The sequence below is a fragment of the Paenibacillus taichungensis genome (assembly GCF_003287275.1).
Lineage (GTDB): Bacteria > Bacillota > Bacilli > Paenibacillales > Paenibacillaceae > Paenibacillus > Paenibacillus taichungensis_A.
Genome location: NZ_QEVW01000018.1, coordinates 41,497 through 62,318 on the forward strand (window position 1 = coordinate 41,497; position 20,822 = coordinate 62,318).

The window sequence follows — 20,822 nt, forward strand, 5'->3', positions numbered from 1 at the left end:
AGGTAATGAGCGCTTTTCAGTTAGAGCAGACATATAACAATTTTATTAACGGAGAATGGGTGAAGGCAGCGTCGGGAAAGACGGAACCCAGCATGAATCCGGCGAATCGAAAGGAAATCGTTGGGCACGTTCCAGCATCAGGTGTGGATGACTTGAATCATGCTGTGGCAGCGGCAAAAGCAGCTGCGAAGACCTGGCGGAGCTTAACCGGTGCAGAACGAGGTAATTATCTTTTTCAAGCTGCAAACGTACTGGAACGCAGGGCCGACCAGGTGGCGGAAGCCATGACGAGAGAAATGGGGAAAACATTCCCGGAAGCCAAAGGAGAGACGATGCGGGGCGTAGCCATCTTGAGGTATTACGCAGGGGAAGGCATGCGCAAAACGGGTGATGTGATTCCATCGACGGATAGCGAAGCGTTAATGTTCACGACCCGTGTACCGCTTGGCGTAGTAGGCATAATCGCGCCGTGGAACTTCCCGGTGGCTATTCCCATCTGGAAAACGGCACCTGCGCTGATCTATGGGAATACGGTTGTATTGAAGCCTGCCCAAGAAACTGCGGTTACTGCAGCCAAGGTAATGGAATGTTTTGAGGAAGCTGGCATCCCGGCTGGGGTTCTCAATCTCGTATGCGGCAAAGGCTCAGTGATCGGTTCGGCACTCGCAGAACATCCAGATGTGAACGGAATAACATTTACAGGCTCCAATGAGGTCGGAAAGCGTGTCGGAGCCTCAGCACTGGCACGAGGAGCGAAGTACCAGCTTGAAATGGGCGGCAAAAACCCGGTCATTATTGCAGCTGACGCTGACTTGGATCTGGCTGTAGAGGGAACGATCAGCGGGGGCCTGAAATCAACGGGGCAAAAATGCACGGCCACCAGCCGGGTTATTATTGAACGACAAGTTTATGATGCGTTTAAAGAAAAACTCCTGTCACAGATTCAGGAAATCCGTTTGGGCGACGGCATGTCCGCTGGAAGCTGGATGGGTCCTTGTGCAAGTGAAGGGCAGCTCAATACCGTGCTGGGTTACATTCAAAAAGGACAGGATGAGGGTGCCGTACTGCTGGCTGGAGGAAAAAGACCGGACAGTATTGGGCTTGCAGAAGGATTCTATGTAGAGCCGACCGTATTTGAAGGTGTAGAATCACATATGTCCATTGCAAGGGAAGAAATATTCGGTCCAGTGCTGGCCTTGATTTCGGTGGATTCTCTCGAAGAGGCTATAGCGCTGGCAAATGACAGTGATTATGGTTTGAGTGCTTCGATCTATACACAAAATGTTGGGGCGATGCTTTCATTCATCCGGGATATGGATGCCGGACTCGTAAGAATTAATGCGGAAACAGCCGGTGTCGAGCTGCAGGCTCCGTTTGGCGGCATGAAAATGTCCAGTTCACACTCCAGAGAGCAGGGACAAGCGGCTATTGAATTTTTCACCGCCATCAAAACAGTCTTCGTGAAGTCATAAACTGCGGGGAGGGTATCATGTACGAACAGATCATGTCGATTATGGGGGAGAAGGAGTCTGACAACTTCGGCATTATAGCTCATGCTCCAGGGGCAGCGGGACGTTTGCCTTTGACCGATGATTTGCTGCGAAATGCTCCAAGCGGCGACTTGTTCGGCATGTCCCAAAATGTTGGAATGGGCTGGAAGCCTGGAGAATTAAACGGAAAACAGTTTCTGATCTTAAGTACGCAGGGCGGTATCCGAAATGAGGATGGCAGTCCCGCAGCTCTCGGTTATCATACGGGTCACTGGGAAGTTGGACTGCTGATGAAGGCTGCGGCAGAAGAGCTCTCCAGCCGCGGCGGAATCCCGTTTGCCGGTTATGTGAGTGACCCTTGCGATGGCAGATCGCAAGGAACAACAGGCATGTTCGACTCGCTGCCGTACCGGAACGATGCTGCGATCGTATTCCGCAGATTGATTCGATCCCTGCCGACACGCAAAGGTGTAATCGGCGTTGCAACATGTGATAAGGGACTGCCTGCCATGATGCTTGCACTTGCGGGAATGCCGCAGCTGCCAGGAGTTATCGTCCCCGGCGGCGTCACCCTTCCGCCTACGGATGGAGAGGACGCGGGTAAAATTCAAACCATCGGTGCAAGGTACACGAATGGAGAGCTTTCGCTCGAAATGGCATCGGAGCTAGGATGCCGAGCTTGCGCTACACCGGGCGGGGGCTGTCAGTTTCTTGGGACAGCAGCAACAGCCCAGGTTGTAGCTGAAGCCATGGGCATGACGGTGCCTCATGCTGCTCTGGCACCTTCAGGACAGCCCATCTGGATGGAGATGGCACGGCAATCCTCGCGTGCACTCATCAATATGGAGACCCAAGGAATGAAGATGGCAGACATTATCACAGACGCATCGGTTCGCAATTCAATGGTTGTGCACGCCGCGTTCGGCGGTTCTACCAATCTGCTTCTTCATATCCCGGCGATTGCCCATGCGGCTGGTTTAACGCTCCCCAACGTACAGGACTGGATTCAGGTAAATAAAAACGTTCCGAGATTGGTGAGTGCTTTACCGAACGGCCCTATCTTTTACCCGACTATTCGAGTTTTTCAGGCGGGGGGTGTACCCGAGGTCATGCTTCATCTCAGACGCCTTGGTTTGTTGGATGAATCTGTACCCACAGTAACTGGGATGTCTTTGGGTCATGTGCTCGATTGGTGGGAATCGTCAGAACGGCGTCATGTCATGCGCAAGCAATTAAAGGAGAAGGACGGCATCGATCCGGACAGTGTCATCATGAGCGCAGAACACTCACAACGTCTCGGAATTTCCTCCACCGTGACATTTCCTACCGGCAATATCGCTCCCGAAGGATCAGTCATCAAATCCACATCCATCGACCCGGATGTACTGGATGAGCATGGGGTATATCGTCACCGAGGCATAGCAAAGGTGTTTACCACGGAACGTGAAGCGATCCTGGCCATTAAAACAGGCGAAATCCTGGCAGGTGATATCATCGTCTTGCTTGGACGCGGGCCTTCTGGAACCGGGATGGAGGAGACCTATCAGCTTACGTCTGCGCTCAAGCATTTGTCCTTTGGAAAATATGTATCGCTCATCACCGATGCTCGCTTCTCTGGTGTGTCCACCGGTGCATGTATTGGTCATGTTGGTCCGGAAGCGCTAGCAGGCGGTCCGATCGGCAAGCTGCGAAACGGTGATTTGATTGATATCGTAGTGGATCGAAATTCACTGCATGGAAGCATTAACTTTGTCGGAGAAGAAGGAATGGAGGTTTCCCCCGAAGAAGGAGCTCTCATCCTTGCGCAGAGGCCATTTCATCCGGATATGCGGCCAGATGAAGCGCTGCCGGATGATACTCGGCTTTGGGCTGCATTACAATCCGTCAGTGGAGGCACGTGGAGAGGCAATGTATACGATGCAGACCGGATTATAGCTGCTCTGGAGGCTGGCAAAAAAGCGCTGGGGTGGCACTGAAACAAAATAACTCAAGTACAATATCCTGGCCTTTTTTATACAGATATCACTTCTTTACCGGAGGTTTCTTCAATGGATACGTTCAAAAACATGATCACGAATCCCATTCTGCCCGGTTTTCATCCCGATCCTTCCTTTTGCCGGGCAGGGGAAGATTATTACATCGCTACGTCTACATTCGAATGGTTCCCGGGTGTACGCATTCACCACTCCAGGGATCTGGTTCATTGGCGTGCGATGCCTTCGCCGCTGACTCGAATCGCTCAGTTAAACATGAAGGGAAACATTAATTCGGGAGGCGTATGGGCTCCGTGCCTTAGCTATGATAACGGTGTGTTTTATCTGATTTATACCGATGTGAAGAGCCGGGTAGGGGCTTTTAAAGATACTCATAATTACCTTGTGACAGCAACGGATGTCGAAGGTCCTTGGTCCGATCCGGTCTATTTGAACAGCAGCGGCTTTGATCCTTCTTTGTTTCATGACGAAGATGGACGCAAGTGGCTGGTCAACATGATCTGGGATCATCGTAAAGGCAAAAACCGGTTTGCAGGCATCGTATTGCAGGAATATTCGGTAAAGGAACAAAAACTGGTCGGCCCCGCCGTTAACCTTTTTAAGGGAACAGACCTCGGACTGACCGAAGCGCCGCATCTATATAAACACAACGAATTCTACTATTTAATAACAGCTGAAGGTGGAACCGGATATGAACATGCCGTTACGGTTGCGCGCTCTCGTTCCATACATGGTCCCTATGAGGTTGATCCGACTAATCCAATTCTCACTTCACATGGCAGGGCGGATTTACCACTGCAAAAGGCCGGTCACGGCAGTCTTATCGAGACGCACTCGGGCGAATGGTATATGGCACATCTGGTGGGTCGACCTGTTCAGGAGAAACACTGCATCCTTGGACGTGAGACGGCTCTGCAGCGGTGTATCTGGAGCGAGGATGGATGGCTCAGGCTTGCAACTGGGAATCGGTACCCAGAGCTTTATGTGACAGCACCGAAGATTACGCTTCACCCGTTTGAACCGACTTCTGAGATAGATCATTTTGATGTGACCGAGCTTCGGAACGATTGGAATACGCTTCGTATACCGCCGGACCCAACTTGGCTTACTCTGACGACACGTCCCGGCTATTTACGCTTGCATGGGATGGAATCGATGAGTTCAACACACAGACAAAGCATGGTTGCCCGCAGACTTCAGGCTTTTGAGTGCGAAGCCGAAACGTGCCTGGAATTTGCGCCGGATCATCCACAGCAAATGGCAGGACTTATTCTGTATTACGATACTCAAGACTATCTCTACCTTCGAGTAACGCATCATGAGGAAAAGGGTTTGTGTCTTGGCATCATTCAGTCCAAATACGGGGTGTATGATGAAGTTTTGGAGGAGGACATTCCACTGCAATCGGGACATCGAATTCGCTTGAAAACTGTGATTAATCATGATCGTGCCTGCTTTTACTATGCGTTAGACGATGATCCATCATGGGTTCCGGCAGGCGACTGGACGGATATTACACATCTGTGTGATGAATCCCCGGAATACATCCGCTTCACGGGAACCTATATCGGTCTTTCCGTGCAGGATCTTGGCGGAACCCGAAAATACGCTGATTTTGATTACTTTGAATACAAAGAAACGAACAAGCAAACGGTTGAGCTCGCTTAGTAATCCGAAGATGACTCCTAGGTTCATTAGGGGGCATCTTTTTTTATTGAAATTGACATCCTACATAGTTGCGATCAACAAATAACCTATATTTTGTCAGGTTTCAGCTCAAAGAATAATATAGTAACATTTACAAATATAAGTAAAATTATTTTAAAATTCGAGAGGGAGTGGTAAGGGAAATTCTATTGGCTACTGAACAAGTTGACTCTTTTGAATACGCTCCGAAAATTTCAGCTGCCGTCCTCCCGGATGCTTAAAGGACAGGCAGCCCTTATCTTGTCTATCGCTACGGTACGGAAGCACAATTTGAATAGGCGAGGCAACGATACGTTGCCAATCTAAGGGAAGCGAAGAAAAAGCAATATGAGGATGCGGTCATCAAGTTACAAGCGGATGGAAGCAGTCCGATCAGGCTTGGAGAAGATTGAGCATAATTGACGGGGTTAGTCGACAACTTTATTTTCTGCGCCTAATACTATATTTTATTTGAACACAAGGAAAAAATCCTTTTACAATCATTGTCAGTACGTTATAATACAATCACCAGGTGGATTACCTAAGAAAAAAAGTGAAATATTGTAATCATATTACCACAGTCATGTAGTTCACCCTGGGCTCGTAATAGTCTTGAGTTGTTTATTACATAATACATATTGGAGGTTTGATTATGGTCAAGAAGAAAATTTCCACAGCTCTCAGCGCAGCTTTAATCGTTTCCATGCTGGCTACTGGCGTGATAGTCGCTATCCAAGGTAAAACAACGTTAGAGGTAGCGAAGACAGCTGGGGATAAAAAGGTTGAAGTTATTAAATAAACGTCGAGGGACGAGAACATATTCCCATTAAAGTCGCTATTATAGCGGCTTTTTATTTTATCGGAAACAACCGGTATTGAATATCATCTAGAAGTAGAGCTCGGAACGCTACTTTTATCTGGAGGCGAATGAGATGCAGGAATTAGAGTTTACTACTATAGAGGAGTGGGATGAAGCATTGTGGGCGCAGATGGAGCGGATCTATCATGAAGCTTTTCAAAGCGGCGCTAAGACAAAAGCGATTCTGCACAGTATGCTGGACCGGGGGATTGGTTATTTACACATGGGCGTGCATCATGGAGAAGTGGTTGCAATGGCTGTTACTGGACTGGAGGGGCAGGCTGGGGAGCGCATCCTGATCATCGATTACCTCGCGGTTGAACAGAAGCTGCGAGGGTTGGGCATAGGGACCTGGATGCTAGATCAGCTCAGAGACTGGGCGTTAAAGGAACACGGGATCAAAGGTATGATTATCGAGGCGGAGTCCGGGACAACGGAGGCTCATCAGGAACGCATTCAGTTCTGGCAACGTAACGGGTTCATCCTGACTTCCTATGTCCATCAATATAGAATGGTGCCAGAGCCGTATCAGGCAATGATGCTGCCACTGGATAAAAGCACGCATGTGCCTGATGATGGTGAAGCACTGTTTCGTTATATTAATGCTTTTCACAAAGTTGCTTACCGGAAGAGTTAGACCGTATTCAAGGGACCAGCAAGGAAATTTGAGTAGAGATTGGCTGACTGATTTTCCGACTTAATGAAAGAACTTCAATAATTGTCGAAGGACAAGAACATATTCCCATGGAAGTCGCTATTTTGGCGGCTTTTTTATTTTATCGGTATATATCGGAGCTGGGATTTAAGCAAACCAGATGTGATCAGTGTGAAACACTTATAGGTCTATCTAAATTTTTTATCACAAATCCATTTAATGTAATATTAATTATTATAAGTTTTACCGTTTTTCAAAATAACTGAAGAGCAGTTGTATCATTAAAATTCACTTTGGGCTTAATTAATGAAATTTGTTCATATATGCGAAACTGGAGTATGATGGGGAAGGCAATGCTGATAATCTCTATATAAATAATTTTATTTTTATTGTGAACCATACAGTAAGAGATACCAAAAACCTAATGTTTTTCTTTTTAACTATTGTTCTTGAAAATTTCCTATAAATTAATGCCACATATGGAGCGATATCTTCGAACATTATTGATCTGTGCATCACCATACTTCCTTGAAGGGGGACATCTGTTTTGGATGAGCAGTTTCTAGATTTATTAGCCGAGAAATATGATACGGAAGAAAAAATCATTACAGAGATTATCAACCTTGAAGCGATCTCCAATCTCCCGAAGGGAACCGAGCATTTTGTCAGTGATTTGCATGGGGAGTTCCATGCTTTTCAACATGTTCTACGAAACGGTTCAGGTACCGTCAAAGAGAAAATCAAGGAATTATTCCGGGAGGTATGGACGGATCAAGAAATCAATGATTTTGCAGCGTTGGTTTATTATCCGGAAGATAAAATACAGCTGGTTATAGGCGAACTGAGCAATAAACAGGCTTTGAACCAGTGGTATAGACAAACGATTGAACACATGCTTAAGCTTATTGCTTACGCTTCTTCCAAGTATACACGCTCAAAATTGCGTAAAGCTCTGCCGGAGCAGTATGTATATATTGTAGAGGAGCTTCTATACAAGACGGATTCGACCAACAATAAGGATCCTTATTATGAGGAAATATATCGGCAAATTATCTCCTTGGGCCAAGCAGACAAGCTCATTATTGGCCTTGCTTATACGACCCAGCACCTGGTGGTTGACCATCTTCATGTGGTTGGAGATATCTATGACAGGGGGCCGGACCCCGATAAAATCATGGATACACTAATCAACTACCATTCTGTAGACATTCAGTGGGGGAACCATGATGTCCTCTGGATCGGTGCCTATGCGGGTTCTCTGGTTTGCCTTGCGAACATTATCCGGATCTGTGCCAGATACGACAACCTGGACATCATTGAAGATGTATACGGAATTAATCTACGTCCACTGCTAAACTTGGCGGAAAAATACTATGAAGACAATCCGCCCTTTAGACCTAAGCTACAGGCTGGCCATAACGTATCTGAGCAGGAAATTCTTCAGATCACCAAAATTCACCAAGCCATTGCTATGATCCAGTTTAAACTTGAAATCCCGATTATCAAGAGACGCCCAAACTTTAATATGTCTGAAAGACTGTTGCTGGAACAGATTGATTACGACAAAAATGAAATTAAAATCTGCGAAAAAACGTACCTGCTGGAAAACACTTGTTTCTCAACCGTAAATCCAGAGAAGCCTGAACAATTGCTGGAGGAAGAACGTCAGGTGATGGAAAAGCTGCTGTTCTCCGTTCAGCATTCCGAAAAGCTGGCCAGACATATGAATTTTCTCATGAAAAAGGGTAGCCTTTATTTAAAATACAACGGGAATTTGTTAATCCACGGCTGTATTCCTTTGGATGAAGAAGGAAATATGGAAGAAATGCAGATTGAAGACAAGACATATGCGGGCCGTCAATTGCTAGATGTTTTTGAAGACTATTTACGTTATGCCTTTGCGCATCCGGAAGAGACAGAAGATCTAGCGACAGATATGGTATGGTACATCTGGACAGGGGAATGTTCCTCGCTCTTTGGAAAGAGAGAAATGACCACTTTTGAACGGTATTTTATCCAAGATAAAGAAGCACATAAAGAGAAAAAGAATCCTTACTACCATTTACGTGAAAATGAAGAGATCTGTCGAAAAATCTTGCTGGAGTTTGAATTGAATCCGGATCATGGACATGTCATTAACGGCCACACGCCAGTCAAAGAAAGTCGTGGAGAGAACCCTGTTAAAGCAAACGGAAAAATGATTGTGATTGACGGTGGTTTTTCCAAAGCCTATCAATCCACAACGGGTATTGCCGGATATACCTTGTTGTACAATTCCTTTGGCATGCAGCTCGTCGCCCATAAGAAATTTAATTCAAAAGAAGATGTGCTATGTAACGGAACGGACGTGTTATCTGTAAAAAGATTGGTGGACAAAGAACTGGAGCGGAAGCTGGTGAGGGAAACCAATGTCGGGGAGAAGCTGCTGCAGAAAATCTCAAAATTGAAGGATCTACTAGAATATCGCTACATGAAATGAAACGATTGCTAAAATAGACACCTGAATCAACCTTTTCAGTGCAATTTGATGTAGACGCTCGTATTGGGCAGGGAAGTAATAATCCCCTGCCTGTGCGATCCTTTTTTTTACAGAGCTATTTAACACGAGGCAGGAGACATTGAAGAGTGTAATAAAGGTGCCGATGGAATAAATCGATGCGTTTTTTTAATTGGAATAGACTTTGTAAATACCCTCAATTCGTTTGGTCAACTCGCTTCTTACATGTTCAGGCTCGATACACTCGCATTTGTCCCCAAAGCTAAGTAAATGAGTATATCCATGATCATTTGCAATGAAGGGGAACTTGGCTATCCACTTAGCTCCTTCATAGAGTCGAATGTTCTTCTCTCCACAGTACTCCCTCATATAAGGAATAAGTGATTGGTCAAAAAGCAGAGTTAAGTGTATGAGTTCTTTCTCCGTTATATCTAAAACCTCGTCTTCGATTTCTCTTTTCTTAAATGTATCATGGTGAGTAACAAGAGAAGAAATACGGGAAACCTTAAACATTCGGAACCCCCCTTTCTCTGTACAAAATCCTTGCATATACCACACAGAATTCTTCAATACTAGTCGGCAAGGCTCAATGGTGAGTTCCAACGGAGTCATACCTTCAAAAGGATCTAGATATTCAAATGTAATTAAGCGGTCTTCTTCAATTGCGGTTCTAATTTGCCCCAATCCAGGTGGTTTGACAAGAGTACTTCCGAACCAAGGTGAAGGATCAATTGCTATTAGTTTATCTACCAGTCGATTTTCGTTTTCCGAGATCAAAGATTTCACTTTAGCAATGGCATTCAAGACTTCATCGCTAGAAACAGTTGAATGGATACTGTTCAATCCAAGTATTAAAACTAATATCTCCGCTTGCGTAAAGATCTTCTTCTCAAATTTGTACCGTTCCATAATACTGAAGCCCCCATTCACACCAGGGGAAGAGGTGATTGGAATTCCAGCTTTAGTAATAGTTTCGATATCTCGAAAGATAGTACGAGGAGTGACCTCAAACATTTTCGCTAATTCAGAGGAACTCACTTTTTTACGTTCTAACAAAAGTAACACTATCGATAAAATTCTTTCAATTTTCACGGAGATCCCCCAAAATTTTTAATCTAATTATGACATAATGATGTCATAGTTTCACCTGTAATATATAGAAAGTATGAAGCATTTAACAAAAGAAATGGAGAAAATGTAACTATGAAATCAATCGCTGTATTCTGTGGTTCCAAAGAAGGAAAATCTGCAATTTACAAAGAAGCTGCAATAGAACTGGGTCATGAACTAGCCAGACGCGAAATCACCCTGATTTACGGAGGCGCTATTACTGGACTCATGGGAGAAGTTGCTAATGCGGTGTTGGAAAAAAGGGGCCGTGTAATTGGAGTGCTTCCTCATTTTTTACAGACTCGTGAGATTGCGCATAAAGGTTTGACTGAACTTATTATGGTCGATTCTATGCATGAACGTAAAGCCAAAATGGCTGAATTAGCAGATGGATTTATTTCACTCCCAGGTGGGCCAGGGACATTGGAAGAATATTTTGAGATATTTACTTGGGGCCAGCTTGGCCTGCATCAAAAGCCTTGTGGTTTATTGAACGTTAATCAATACTTCGATCCCATTGTATCCATGTTTAATGTTATGGACCGGGAACGTTTCATGCAACCGAACGTTCGTGATATGGTCTTAATAGATCAAACTCCGGAAGGGATACTTAATCAATTTTCAATGTATACTGCTCCTCCTGTCAGAACGTATCTCACGGAAAAATGTACTTGATTAAAGCATTGACTAAAGAAAAGACAGCAGTGTCCCGATGACGTGAGACTGATTTAAACAGTTTCAAAATAATTTACCTTAGTTAAGTCAAGGAAAGACCATCTTAACTTTGTACGAACAACTCTCTATTACGCTAAAGAAAAACGTTAGCTCGATAAACAAATTATAACTGTCGAGGATCAGAACATATTACCATTGAAGTCGCTATTTTAGCGGCTTTTCGTATATACAGCGGACATCAAGTCTTTTGCTGATTCAGTATCCATGTTTATAAAAAAATGATTCCTAAAAAACAGCCCCCAGCGGCTGTTTTTTGTTATGACCTGGGCGAGTACGTACGTCAATGCGAATATCGAGGATTTTACAACAAAGACTATTCAAATCAAAATCTGATGTTGATATCTGGATGTGAAATAAATTATACCCGGGTAATATTGATTTTGTTATTTTACCCGGGTATAATGATTGGGGAAGAAAGAAAAAGGAGGGATAACAATGCAGGCTTCACCTGCTCAAATAAGCTGTACTGCTTTTTTAGAGAAAGATTGTTTTGCCAAAGGCACATTACATTACGTTGTCGGAATTGTAAAAGATACCTTGGAGGACAGTAAGTTCGTACAATTGCTTATTTTTGACGATTTGACGGGTAAACCACTAGATATTGATTTTCGTGGAAACACAGCTGAGGTGCTTGAGCGATTAAACAGCCAGGCTGGACATATATCGGATACGAAAGAAAATGAACAACCCTCTCGCAGGGTTGGCCGTCCCAAGTTGGGCGTGGTGTCTGGTGAAGTTACTTTGCTTCCCAGGCATTGGGACTGGCTTAAAGCTCAACCCGGAGGGGCCTCTGTAACGCTGCGAAAACTGATTGATGAAGCTCGCCGTATGGGAGAGAACGAAAGTAAAGTTCGCGTCGCACAAGAAGCAAGTTATCATTTTATGACGGCAATGGCTGGCGATTTCCCTCAGTATGAGGAGGCTTTGAGAGCATTGTATGCCGGGAACGAGGATCTCTTTTATGGATTAATTGATGATTGGACACCTGATATCAGAGACTATATTAAAACTTTAGCCAAGGGTGCATTCATATAGGAATAGAGTTAGGAGCATTTTGGTGAAACCGCAGACTATACATCAATTTAAGGAGAATAGCACAATGAATATGTTAATAAAAGTAAACGGTATTGATCTCGCCTATGATAGCTATGGCAACGAAAAGGACGAAACCATTCTTCTGATTGCCGGGCTTGGAACCCAAATGATCCGGTGGACCGTTCCATTTTGTGAGATGTTGGCGGCGCGCGGATTTCGAGTCATTCGCTTTGATAATCGTGATACCGGCCTATCCACACACTTTAGCCATTACGCTACGTTAGATTTTGAAGCACTTGCAAAAACTCTGATGTCGGGACAGCGCCCGGATATTCCATACACGCTCAACGATATGTCTGATGATACGATTGGACTGATAGATGCTCTTGGAATACAAAAGGCACATGTCGTTGGACGCTCGATGGGCGGCATGATTGCTCAGCTTGTTGCCAACCGATATCCGGAGCGTATTTTATCTCTTACTTCCATCATGTCAACAACAGGAAATCCCGAACTCCCACCAACATCGCCTGATGTAATGGCGTTAATGACTCGTCCGGCACCAAACCCAATGGAGGATGAAGCAGGATACTTAGCTCATAGTGTTGCTTTTGCCAGACGTATTGCCGGTACAGGTTATCCATTTGACGAGAACGAATATCATTCAATTATTCGAGAAGAGGTTCAGCGAGCTTTTGATCCGGGGAGTGTAGGGCGGCAAATTGCAGCTATTGCTGTTTCTGGAGACCGGCGTCCTCAATTGGCAAAAGTAAATGTCCCATCATTAGTAATCCATGGGGTGGACGACCCTATGTTTGTCCCAGCATGCGGAAAAGACACGGCTCATGCCATCTCTGGTGCAGAATTCATGTTACTTGAAGGCATGGGACATGATCTTCCGGCACAGTTGTTTGAAACTGTTGTTGATGGAATCGTACGGACAGCCCGACGCAAACGATAGCATCATGAAAAGAAAGCTTGAGTTACGACAGGTACCCCCTTAACTGCGAACACATATATAGCCAGTTTGAAGCCGTCCCACTCTGTGGGATGGCTAAGTTGCTTTTGTCCATGTATTGACCTCATAGTTGACAATATGAACGTGAAGCATGCAAGTTCCGCTTAACAATGAAATAACATTTTAGAGGTACAATATTCTAGAGTACATAAAATGGATTTATTATGCGGACAGAGGAGAGGTTCGATTGGAATCTACAGTAAGTCGCTCTGAATTATTGGAGAGTATATTCAAAGCTGCACCGTTTTTTGCCCAGCTCTGCCAGGAAGAAGATATTGCTCTAGCTATCGCTGATAAAGAGAAAATGATATTTTATTCGCCGGATCGCAGCAATCCGTTGGATGTAAAACCAGGTTCAATGATCTCGAAAGGTCAAGGTATAGAAATGGCGATGACGACCAGACAGATGGTCATTAAGTCTATTCCGAAAGAAGTGTTTGGCATCCCATCGCGTACGATTGCTATTCCTATAATCGATGAAAGCGATGAGGTAGTGGGCGCGATTGCGTTCGGAGTTAGCTTGGCTAGGCAGTCCAAGCTGTCCGACTTGGCAGAACTGCTCGTCTCGGCTAATACACAAATTACGTCAAGTATGAGCAATTTGCTGGAAACGTCCAAAGAGCTTCGGGAAGCACAGGAATCGATGAGCAAGTCAGCGGATCAAACGAAGAAAGAAGTTCTTGAGACAATGAAGATAACTGATTTGGTAAAAAAGATCGCCTCGCAGACAAACATCATTGGACTTAATGCTGGTATTGAAGCGACACGTGCAGGCAGCGCAGGTAGAGCGTTCCAAGTGGTAGCTAACGAAGTGCGCAAGCTTGCCGGCGATAGTGTGAATGCGGTACAGCAAGCCGAAGAGCGTATCGGCCGCATGAGGGAGAAGGTTGAGACTATTCTCTCCAAGACCTCCACGGTCGATGCGACGGTGCTGCGTCAGTCTGTTGAATTCAAGGAAATTGAAGAGACGTTAGCCAGTCTAAATGATTTGTCGAAACGCTTACTGGAAGCTTCGAGATATTTTTAAGTAAACTAGGGAAGTTTTTGGTCTTGCGGCTTCTATGAAAAATATTGTTTTCTAGATAGCGTATCCATCAGACAATACCATATTCAAAAAGACCCCCAATCAAATGAGTTGATTGGAGGTCTTTTTGTTTCATTGAACAATCCGGCTCGGTTTTAGAACTTATAAAGTGTTCGGAGCCACCGGTACGGCTATCTTGGTTAGTGTGATGAGCAATGGGGCTAAGAAGTTCATGAAAAGTGCTGAGAACCCAAGTGACACATCGCTTGTACCATTTGCAATGACTGCCCGTGTGCATGATGCTCTCATTTTCGGGATGATTATTGCGCTTGTCTGACGGGTGTTTTCTTCTTCCTCATTTCATCCAACTTGTTAAAAATAAGGAAGAGAACTATTCATGAACGCTCAGTGCTAAGTGACAACAAGTGTTTTAGATTGTCATCAATAAATTGATTATCAGCACGGTTGATTCCACGACCGGCAAAATGGCCCCATATCGATTGGATTGGTTTCAAGGCAGCATTAGGTATACGCTTAGCTTCGTATTCATTATCGTCCGCTGTACAGAAGAGATCCGTGCTTCCCGGCATGATACAGGCAAGAGCTTTTATGCTCTGAAGTGCATTATCAAAATCTCCGTTATAGGAGGGGTTTGCACTGATATCTGCATGTTGGCCTGTCCATAACATTGCAAGAACATTATGAGGATCCATATTCATAAAGCTATCTTCCCAGACACCAGCTACAAAATCCTCCAAAGTGTCAAATCCCATCTCACGGTAAAGCTCTTCTCTATAAAATGCATGTGATAGTCCCCATCCCGCATACACCCGACCAACCGCACGCATGTCTGTAGAACTTAGTTGGTTTAATTTACTAGAATCGAAGCCGACTGCAGATAGCAGCGAAGCTTTCACGCCTTCCAGGACCACAAATGTGTGAGGCCAAGGTTTGGCGATGCCTCCGAAAGGTGCGATTCGTTCGACCATCTCCGGGTAACTTGCCCCCCATTGAAATGCCTGAATGCCGCCCATCGACCACCCGACGACGAGAGCAATCTTTTGAATGCCGAATTTTTCGGTCAGCAGTTGGTGCTGGAATCGAACGTTATCATAGATGGTTACCTGTGGAAAGTTAGCCCGATCGAATGGAGGAGGCGTGTTACTGGGAGAGGAGGATAGCCCATTGCCCAGCAAATTGGGAACGATAATAAAATATTTCTCTGGATCGATTGCCATCCCGCTGCCAATGAGCCATTCATTCTGAACATGCTGATCCCCAAAAGCCGTTGGATAGACAATAACATTATCCTTCTGTACATTTAATTTTCCGTATGTTTTATAAGCAAGAAAAGCATCTGGTAACGTCACTCCTGATTGTAAGAGTACATCACCCAAATTAAAAATTTCATAGTCCATCGTATAGTCGCTCCCTTCAAAATGAAATCACATGTTCACTGTGATCTCTTGTGCTCAGTATAGAGCTATGATACTCTCAATAAAAGTGAATATAATTCAAGATAGTATTCAATAAAATTGAAAGATGAAGGGGGACATTGGATGGAATTACGTCAACTGAATACGTTTTGTACGGTTGCAACAACATTGAATTTCACGCGGGCAGCAGAAGTGCTGAGCTACGTTCCTTCCAACGTCACGATGCAAATTAAAGCCTTGGAAGATGAGCTAGGAGTTCGCCTCTTTGATCGGTTAGGCAAGCAACTCGCGCTCACAACTGCGGGTAAACGCTTTTTAACACACGCCCAAGGCGTTCTTGAAAAAATGGACGAAGCTCGTAGTGCTGTCCATGATAATGAACTTCTAAGTGGTACCTTAACAATAAGTGCGAATGAGGTGATTTGTTCCTACCGGCTTCCACCTGTCTTTCAACGGTTTCGTTCGCAGCATCCGGGAGTTCGTCTAATCTTCCGCTCAGTTCCGAATCAAGAGCTCAAGCAAACACTCTTTGAGGGAACCACGGATATTGTTTATATGTTGGATGAACCCATTCGCTCGAGTGGACTTTCCGTGGAACCTTTGCTGGAAGAACATTTCCGATTGTTAGCTGCTCCAGATCACCCACTCGCTAGACGAACTGTGCTGCAATTGGAAGATTTTCATGAAGAAGTGTTCCTGACGAATGAGAAAGGTTGTCCATATCGAACGATGTTTGATCGGTCATTTGAGAAAGAGGGCATTGATAGCATCACGTATCTAGAGTTTCAAAGTGCTGAAGCCATTAAACAATGTGCAATTTCAGGAATCGGTATTGCCTTTCTTCCTGAGATCGTCGCGGAATCTGAAATTGAACGCGGTGAACTTGTTGTCCTCCCATGGCAAATTCCGGACTTGCGGGTATATACGCAAATGTTGTGGCACAAAGACAAGTGGCTTTCACCAATCATTTTATCTTTCATTGAAGCAACCAGGGGAGTTTTTGGTTCACAGAATGAGAATAAACTGTAAGCCCATGTATAAATGAGGCATATAGCAGGCAGCGTTTAGCACACGTGGTTAAGGACGGTAGCACCCATTCGTCTACTTTATCTTTTGATTTTTAACCTTGAACACAAAAAAAGTCCCCTCTACAACTACAGTATTAGACTGATGTTTTATTGAACTTAACCAGTTAGACATGCAAGCAACAGTTCAACTCCAGAAGCCGTAGTAAAACAAATAGCCGCGGTTTTCGGGGTATTTGTGAGGTAAGGAAATATCCGAGAAATAGTAATTACGAATATTTGGGAAGTGTTACATTTATAATTTTGAGAGGGAGGGTTACAACTGATGGGAAAATCCACAATCTGCTCCATGCAAAGTCTATTCTATAAACAACGGCGGTTGTTTGTATGGAGCAAGAACGAATGATATTTAAACCGCTGAATCATCTCTGGTATGATGTTTACTGTTTATAGAATGACTTTGCTCCCTTAAATTTTCAAAAAAAAGTTTTAAGGAGCAGAGCTATCATGAAATATGTAAATGCAGACACTATCTTTCCGGAAGAGTTGCTAAAAGAAATTCAGAAGTACTTTCATGGCCACATGGTTTATGTCCCGACCCCTGAAAAATTGCACAAAAAATGGGGAGAAAAATCGGGGAGTAGAGAACAGCTAAGTCTAAGAAATGAAACGATCCGTCAAACATATTTCAATGGAAAGTCGATCGATGAACTCTCGGAAGAATTCGGTCTTTCCTACGAAAGCATTAAGAAAATCATTTACTCTAAAAAATAGATTCACTTGTAAGTCACATCGAGCTTTCCGATGTGGCTTTTTGTGTAGAATTTGATTCTGAATCAAATTAAGTATATTTTCAATCAGCACCTTTTGTTACCATTAAATTAAAGGGGAGAGGTTATATGGATAAAAAGATTAAACTACTATACACACAAGATATATTGAGACAGTCCGCGCAATGTTTTGGAATACGTGAAGACTCAATTTTCGAATTAAATGGGTTTCAAAATTTCGTTTATTCCGGGGTAATTGGAAATCGAGAAGTTATTTTACGAATTGCCCATGTCACACATCGGAATGAATTATTAACCAGAGCGGAACAAGAGTTTATCACGTTCCTGGCTGATCGCGGAATGAAAGTAGCGAAGCCCATTCAGTCTTTATCAGGGGATTTTATTCATATAATTGACGAATCCTTTGTTGTGACAGCTTTTGAGAAAGCACCCGGCAGAAATGCAGTAATAGCCGAGGAGAGCAATACGTTTTATGAGAATATCGGTCAAATGGTCGGGAAAATACATAAGTTTTCACTTCATTATTCGTCCCAACATTCACGCTATGAATGGAATGATAATGCCCTATTAGCCTCATTTAAGAAGTATTGTCCGTTAGAATTACACGATAACTTTGATCGTTTAATTACTGAGGTTAGCGCTTTACCCAAGGAAAAAGATACGTACGGTCTTATTCATGGGGATATCAGCCCTGGCAATTATCTTAATGATGGGGACAAAGCCTTTGTTATTGACTATGACGATGCGGAATATAGCTGGTTTGTTTCTGATATCGCTACACCATTATTTTATGAAATCCCTATTCCGTGGGTTGTGTCTGGAGATGTAAGAAAGGAGATTGCAAAGCGTTACTATTGCAATTTCTTAAACGGCTATTGTAGGGAAAACACCGTGAGTCAAGGTTGGTTAAACAAAATCCCATTATTTATTAATTTAAGGCAAACTAGAGTTTTAGCCGCATTCTATAGAAGCAGAGATTTTAACGCTCCTGATTGGAGCGAATGGGATGAGCAAGCCCGACGCTTCTATTATGAAAATTTGTTAAATAACACTTCTATATTGATATGGACTTTTTGTGTTAACGGGTACGATAATTTAACAAAGGCAGAAAAAGAAGGGCCATCCCACAAAGGATGGCCTTTAAACTTGCCGTTACAGACAGCGCCGAGAACCGTAATAAGTGTGATTCAAATTAACAGCATAGAACCTTAGAGTTATAGATTCTCAGCAATGCAGCTACGGCAACGATAAGAATATGAAATTTAAGGAAAATATTCCCATATGGGTCGATAATCGAAAATTTTCGGTTAACTGTGGAATTGGATAGGGACGGGGATTATGTTTATCCATTGTAACCATCCTTTTTGAGATATGAAGTAAAATGATCAGTTATTGACTGCATGGTCAATAACTGATATATTAATCCCATGAGCAGACCAAGAGAATTTGATGTTGATCGTGTATTACACCAGTCTATGGAAGTGTTTTGGAATCAAGGCTTCAAAGCAACTTCTTATGAGGACCTTACGCGTACTACAGGAGTTAAAAAGCAAAGTTTGTACTGTGTTTTTAAAGACAAGCGATCGTTGTTCCTGAAGGCATTGGCACTTTACCGTGAACAGGTTATAGCGAAACTGAAGGAGATTGAAGCCTTGGATTCGTCTCCAAGTGATAAACTGGATGCATTACGATATTCCCTTTTAGACGATGAAACTGGCTGCCAAGGGTGTCTAATTGTGAATGCATCACTCGAATTCGGAACAGATGACGAGCAGGTCACACGTGAAGCTGAGCTCATGGTAGAAGAGGTTCAACTGGTATTAGAGAAGATCATAAGTAGTGGTCAGAAACAACAGTTAATTTCCAACCGGTATACGAGTATAGAGCTTGCATCTTATCTAAATAACACGATTTTTGGTGTGAGAGTTATGGAGAAATCAGGTTCATCCCGTGAACAGATCGAGACGGTTCTGCGTACTTCATTTGGCATGATCATGTCTTGATCTTTTTTTTGTGAAATTCTTGACTGCGAAGTCAAAAATGATTAAAGGCGGATTAATGCACCACGAAATCTTGAAGGAGGTGGGGTTTTTCGATAAAAATCGTTTATTGATTCATTTGGAAGTAACGTCTAGCTGTTAACCAGGCTGGTTGCTGTTTAACATCTCCTAGGTCAAATTATATAAAACGAAATATGTGGAGGTTATTATGAATTATTCTCAATCCGTAGAAGCATTGTTCCAACCTATAGAGTTAGGTCACTTGAAGTTATCCAATCGGATCGTGATGGCGCCGATGACGCGTCAATTTTCTCCGGAGGGTATCCCGGGTTCGAATGTTGCGGGCTATTACCGCCGCAGAGCTGAGAACGCAGTGGGGCTTATTGTGACGGAAGGGACGATAATTAATCACCCGGATGCATCCAATCAAGCCAATGTGCCGCACTTTTATGGCGAAACTGCAATGAATGGTTGGGCACATGTTGTATCTGAAGTACATGAAGCTGGCGGTCGAATTATTCCGCAGATCTGGCATATGGGAGCCAAAGGTCATGTTAATGATTATTCGGAAGCTGAGATTACTACTATCGTTCAGGAATTCGCACAAGCAGCTTCAGAAGCGAAACGCGTTGGGTTCGATGGTGTTGAAATCCATGGAGCACACGGCTATCTGATCGACCAATTCCTGTATGAGAAAACCAACTCTCGTACGGATCGTTACGGTGGAGATATGATGGCTCGCACACGTTTTGCAGTTGAAGTGATTGAGGCTTGCCGTGAAGTAGTGGGACCGGAATTTCCGATTGTACTGCGTTTATCTCAGTGGAAGACAGATGATTATCAGGCTAAATTGGCTGAAACACCGGAATTACTGGAGCAGCTTCTAGCACCGTTGGTTCAAGCCGGAGTCGATATCTTCCACTGTTCCACACGCCGTTTCTGGGAGCCAGAATTCGAAGGGTCTGATCTGAATTTTGCAGGATGGACCAAAAAACTGACTGGCAAACCGACAATCACCGTTGGATCGATTGGTCTTGATGGTGACTTTACAAGTCTGTTCACAGAAGGTAAAGGCGCAAGTAACGTCGGTATCGATGGATTGGTACAACGACTTCAGAATGATGAGTTTGATCTGGTTGGTGTAGGACGTGCTCTTCTAGTCGACCCTGAATGGGCTAAAAAAATTCAAGAAGGACGTACCGATGATCTGGTTCCATTTACGAGAGAGGCACTGACCGTACTTACTTGATTGCAGTTATACTGATTGGCATCGATAATCTCTAGACGAATAAAATCTTCATAATTGTTTCAATTAATAAGACATAACACAACCTAAAATCAGCACCTTTCAATAAACTAGGTTTGTTAGCACCATGGTGGCTTCGACCTGAAATTTTATCAGTTTTCAAATATGCGATGCTGGTCTTGTTGAAACAACAGAAAACGTTAGCTTAATAAAACCAAGAA

General features: G+C 43.8%; 17 protein-coding genes. 15 read left to right on the forward strand and 2 right to left on the reverse strand.

Going from position 1 to position 20,822, the window contains the following annotated elements:
- The first annotated feature begins 5 nt into the window (after positions 1-5).
- From gucD to DC345_RS25155, 6 genes are all read left to right on the forward strand, one after another.
- Entirely contained in the window at positions 6-1,472 is a 1,467-nt protein-coding gene (gene gucD, locus DC345_RS25135) for an alpha-ketoglutaric semialdehyde dehydrogenase GucD (RefSeq protein ID WP_113055527.1), read from the forward strand.
- Positions 1,473-1,489: 17 nt separating this feature from the next.
- Positions 1,490-3,466, forward strand: coding sequence for a YjhG/YagF family D-xylonate dehydratase (locus tag DC345_RS25140; protein WP_113055528.1), 1,977 nt, complete (start codon positions 1,490-1,492; stop codon positions 3,464-3,466).
- A 72-nt stretch (positions 3,467-3,538) separates the two neighbouring features.
- Positions 3,539-5,152, forward strand: a complete 1,614-nt coding sequence (locus tag DC345_RS25145) for a glycoside hydrolase family 43 protein (RefSeq protein WP_113055529.1) — start codon at positions 3,539-3,541, stop codon at positions 5,150-5,152.
- Positions 5,153-5,822: 670 nt separating this feature from the next.
- On the forward strand, positions 5,823-5,969 hold the full coding sequence (locus tag DC345_RS31855) for a hypothetical protein (RefSeq protein WP_179132638.1): 147 nt from the start codon (positions 5,823-5,825) through the stop codon (positions 5,967-5,969).
- A gap of 133 nt (positions 5,970-6,102) precedes the next feature.
- Positions 6,103-6,666, forward strand: a complete 564-nt coding sequence (locus DC345_RS25150) for a GNAT family N-acetyltransferase (RefSeq protein ID WP_113055530.1) — start codon at positions 6,103-6,105, stop codon at positions 6,664-6,666.
- Between the two features lie 565 nt (positions 6,667-7,231).
- A complete protein-coding gene (locus DC345_RS25155; protein WP_113055531.1) occupies positions 7,232-9,163 on the forward strand; it encodes a fructose-1,6-bisphosphatase in 1,932 nt (643 codons plus the stop codon).
- Positions 9,164-9,349: 186 nt separating this feature from the next.
- Here DC345_RS25155 and DC345_RS25160 read toward each other — a convergent pair whose 3' ends face one another.
- Positions 9,350-10,273 carry a helix-turn-helix transcriptional regulator gene (locus DC345_RS25160; RefSeq protein WP_113055532.1) on the reverse strand — a complete coding sequence of 308 codons (924 nt, stop codon included), beginning with the start codon at positions 10,271-10,273 and terminating at the stop codon, positions 9,350-9,352.
- Positions 10,274-10,384: 111 nt separating this feature from the next.
- Here DC345_RS25160 and DC345_RS25165 point away from each other — a divergent pair, with 111 nt between their 5' ends.
- The 4 genes from DC345_RS25165 (at position 10,385) to DC345_RS32365 (ending at position 14,106) form a co-directional block, all read left to right on the forward strand.
- Positions 10,385-10,966 (forward strand): LOG family protein, encoded by a 582-nt coding sequence (locus tag DC345_RS25165; protein WP_113055533.1) that lies wholly within the window; start codon positions 10,385-10,387, stop codon positions 10,964-10,966.
- Positions 10,967-11,461: 495 nt separating this feature from the next.
- A complete protein-coding gene (locus DC345_RS25170; protein WP_113055534.1) occupies positions 11,462-12,061 on the forward strand; it encodes a DUF2239 family protein in 600 nt (199 codons plus the stop codon).
- A 64-nt stretch (positions 12,062-12,125) separates the two neighbouring features.
- Positions 12,126-13,022, forward strand: a complete 897-nt coding sequence (locus DC345_RS25175) for an alpha/beta fold hydrolase (protein WP_113055535.1) — start codon at positions 12,126-12,128, stop codon at positions 13,020-13,022.
- Between the two features lie 244 nt (positions 13,023-13,266).
- The gene (locus tag DC345_RS32365) at positions 13,267-14,106 is read left to right on the forward strand and encodes a methyl-accepting chemotaxis protein (protein ID WP_309304350.1); all 840 of its coding nucleotides are present in this window, start codon (positions 13,267-13,269) and stop codon (positions 14,104-14,106) included.
- 392 nt (positions 14,107-14,498) lie between these two features.
- On the opposite strand, the gene DC345_RS25185 is transcribed toward DC345_RS32365, so the two are convergent.
- On the reverse strand, positions 14,499-15,521 hold the full coding sequence (locus DC345_RS25185; protein WP_113055536.1) for an alpha/beta fold hydrolase: 1,023 nt from the start codon (positions 15,519-15,521) through the stop codon (positions 14,499-14,501).
- A 141-nt stretch (positions 15,522-15,662) separates the two neighbouring features.
- Between DC345_RS25185 and DC345_RS25190 the strand changes: the two genes are divergently transcribed.
- The 5 genes from DC345_RS25190 to DC345_RS25210 all read left to right on the forward strand — a co-directional run bounded on the left by DC345_RS25190 (position 15,663) and on the right by DC345_RS25210 (position 20,604).
- The gene (locus DC345_RS25190) at positions 15,663-16,568 is read left to right on the forward strand and encodes a LysR family transcriptional regulator (protein WP_113055537.1); all 906 of its coding nucleotides are present in this window, start codon (positions 15,663-15,665) and stop codon (positions 16,566-16,568) included.
- A gap of 503 nt (positions 16,569-17,071) precedes the next feature.
- The gene (locus DC345_RS25195; RefSeq protein ID WP_113055538.1) at positions 17,072-17,338 is read left to right on the forward strand and encodes a CD3324 family protein; all 267 of its coding nucleotides are present in this window, start codon (positions 17,072-17,074) and stop codon (positions 17,336-17,338) included.
- Positions 17,339-17,463: 125 nt separating this feature from the next.
- Complete coding sequence (locus DC345_RS25200; protein ID WP_113055539.1) at positions 17,464-18,567, forward strand: phosphotransferase enzyme family protein; 1,104 nt, start codon at positions 17,464-17,466, stop codon at positions 18,565-18,567.
- A gap of 215 nt (positions 18,568-18,782) precedes the next feature.
- Positions 18,783-19,358 (forward strand): TetR/AcrR family transcriptional regulator, encoded by a 576-nt coding sequence (locus DC345_RS25205; RefSeq protein ID WP_113055540.1) that lies wholly within the window; start codon positions 18,783-18,785, stop codon positions 19,356-19,358.
- Positions 19,359-19,563: 205 nt separating this feature from the next.
- Positions 19,564-20,604, forward strand: coding sequence for an NADH:flavin oxidoreductase (locus tag DC345_RS25210; protein ID WP_181586727.1), 1,041 nt, complete (start codon positions 19,564-19,566; stop codon positions 20,602-20,604).
- The last annotated feature ends 218 nt before the right edge of the window (positions 20,605-20,822 follow it).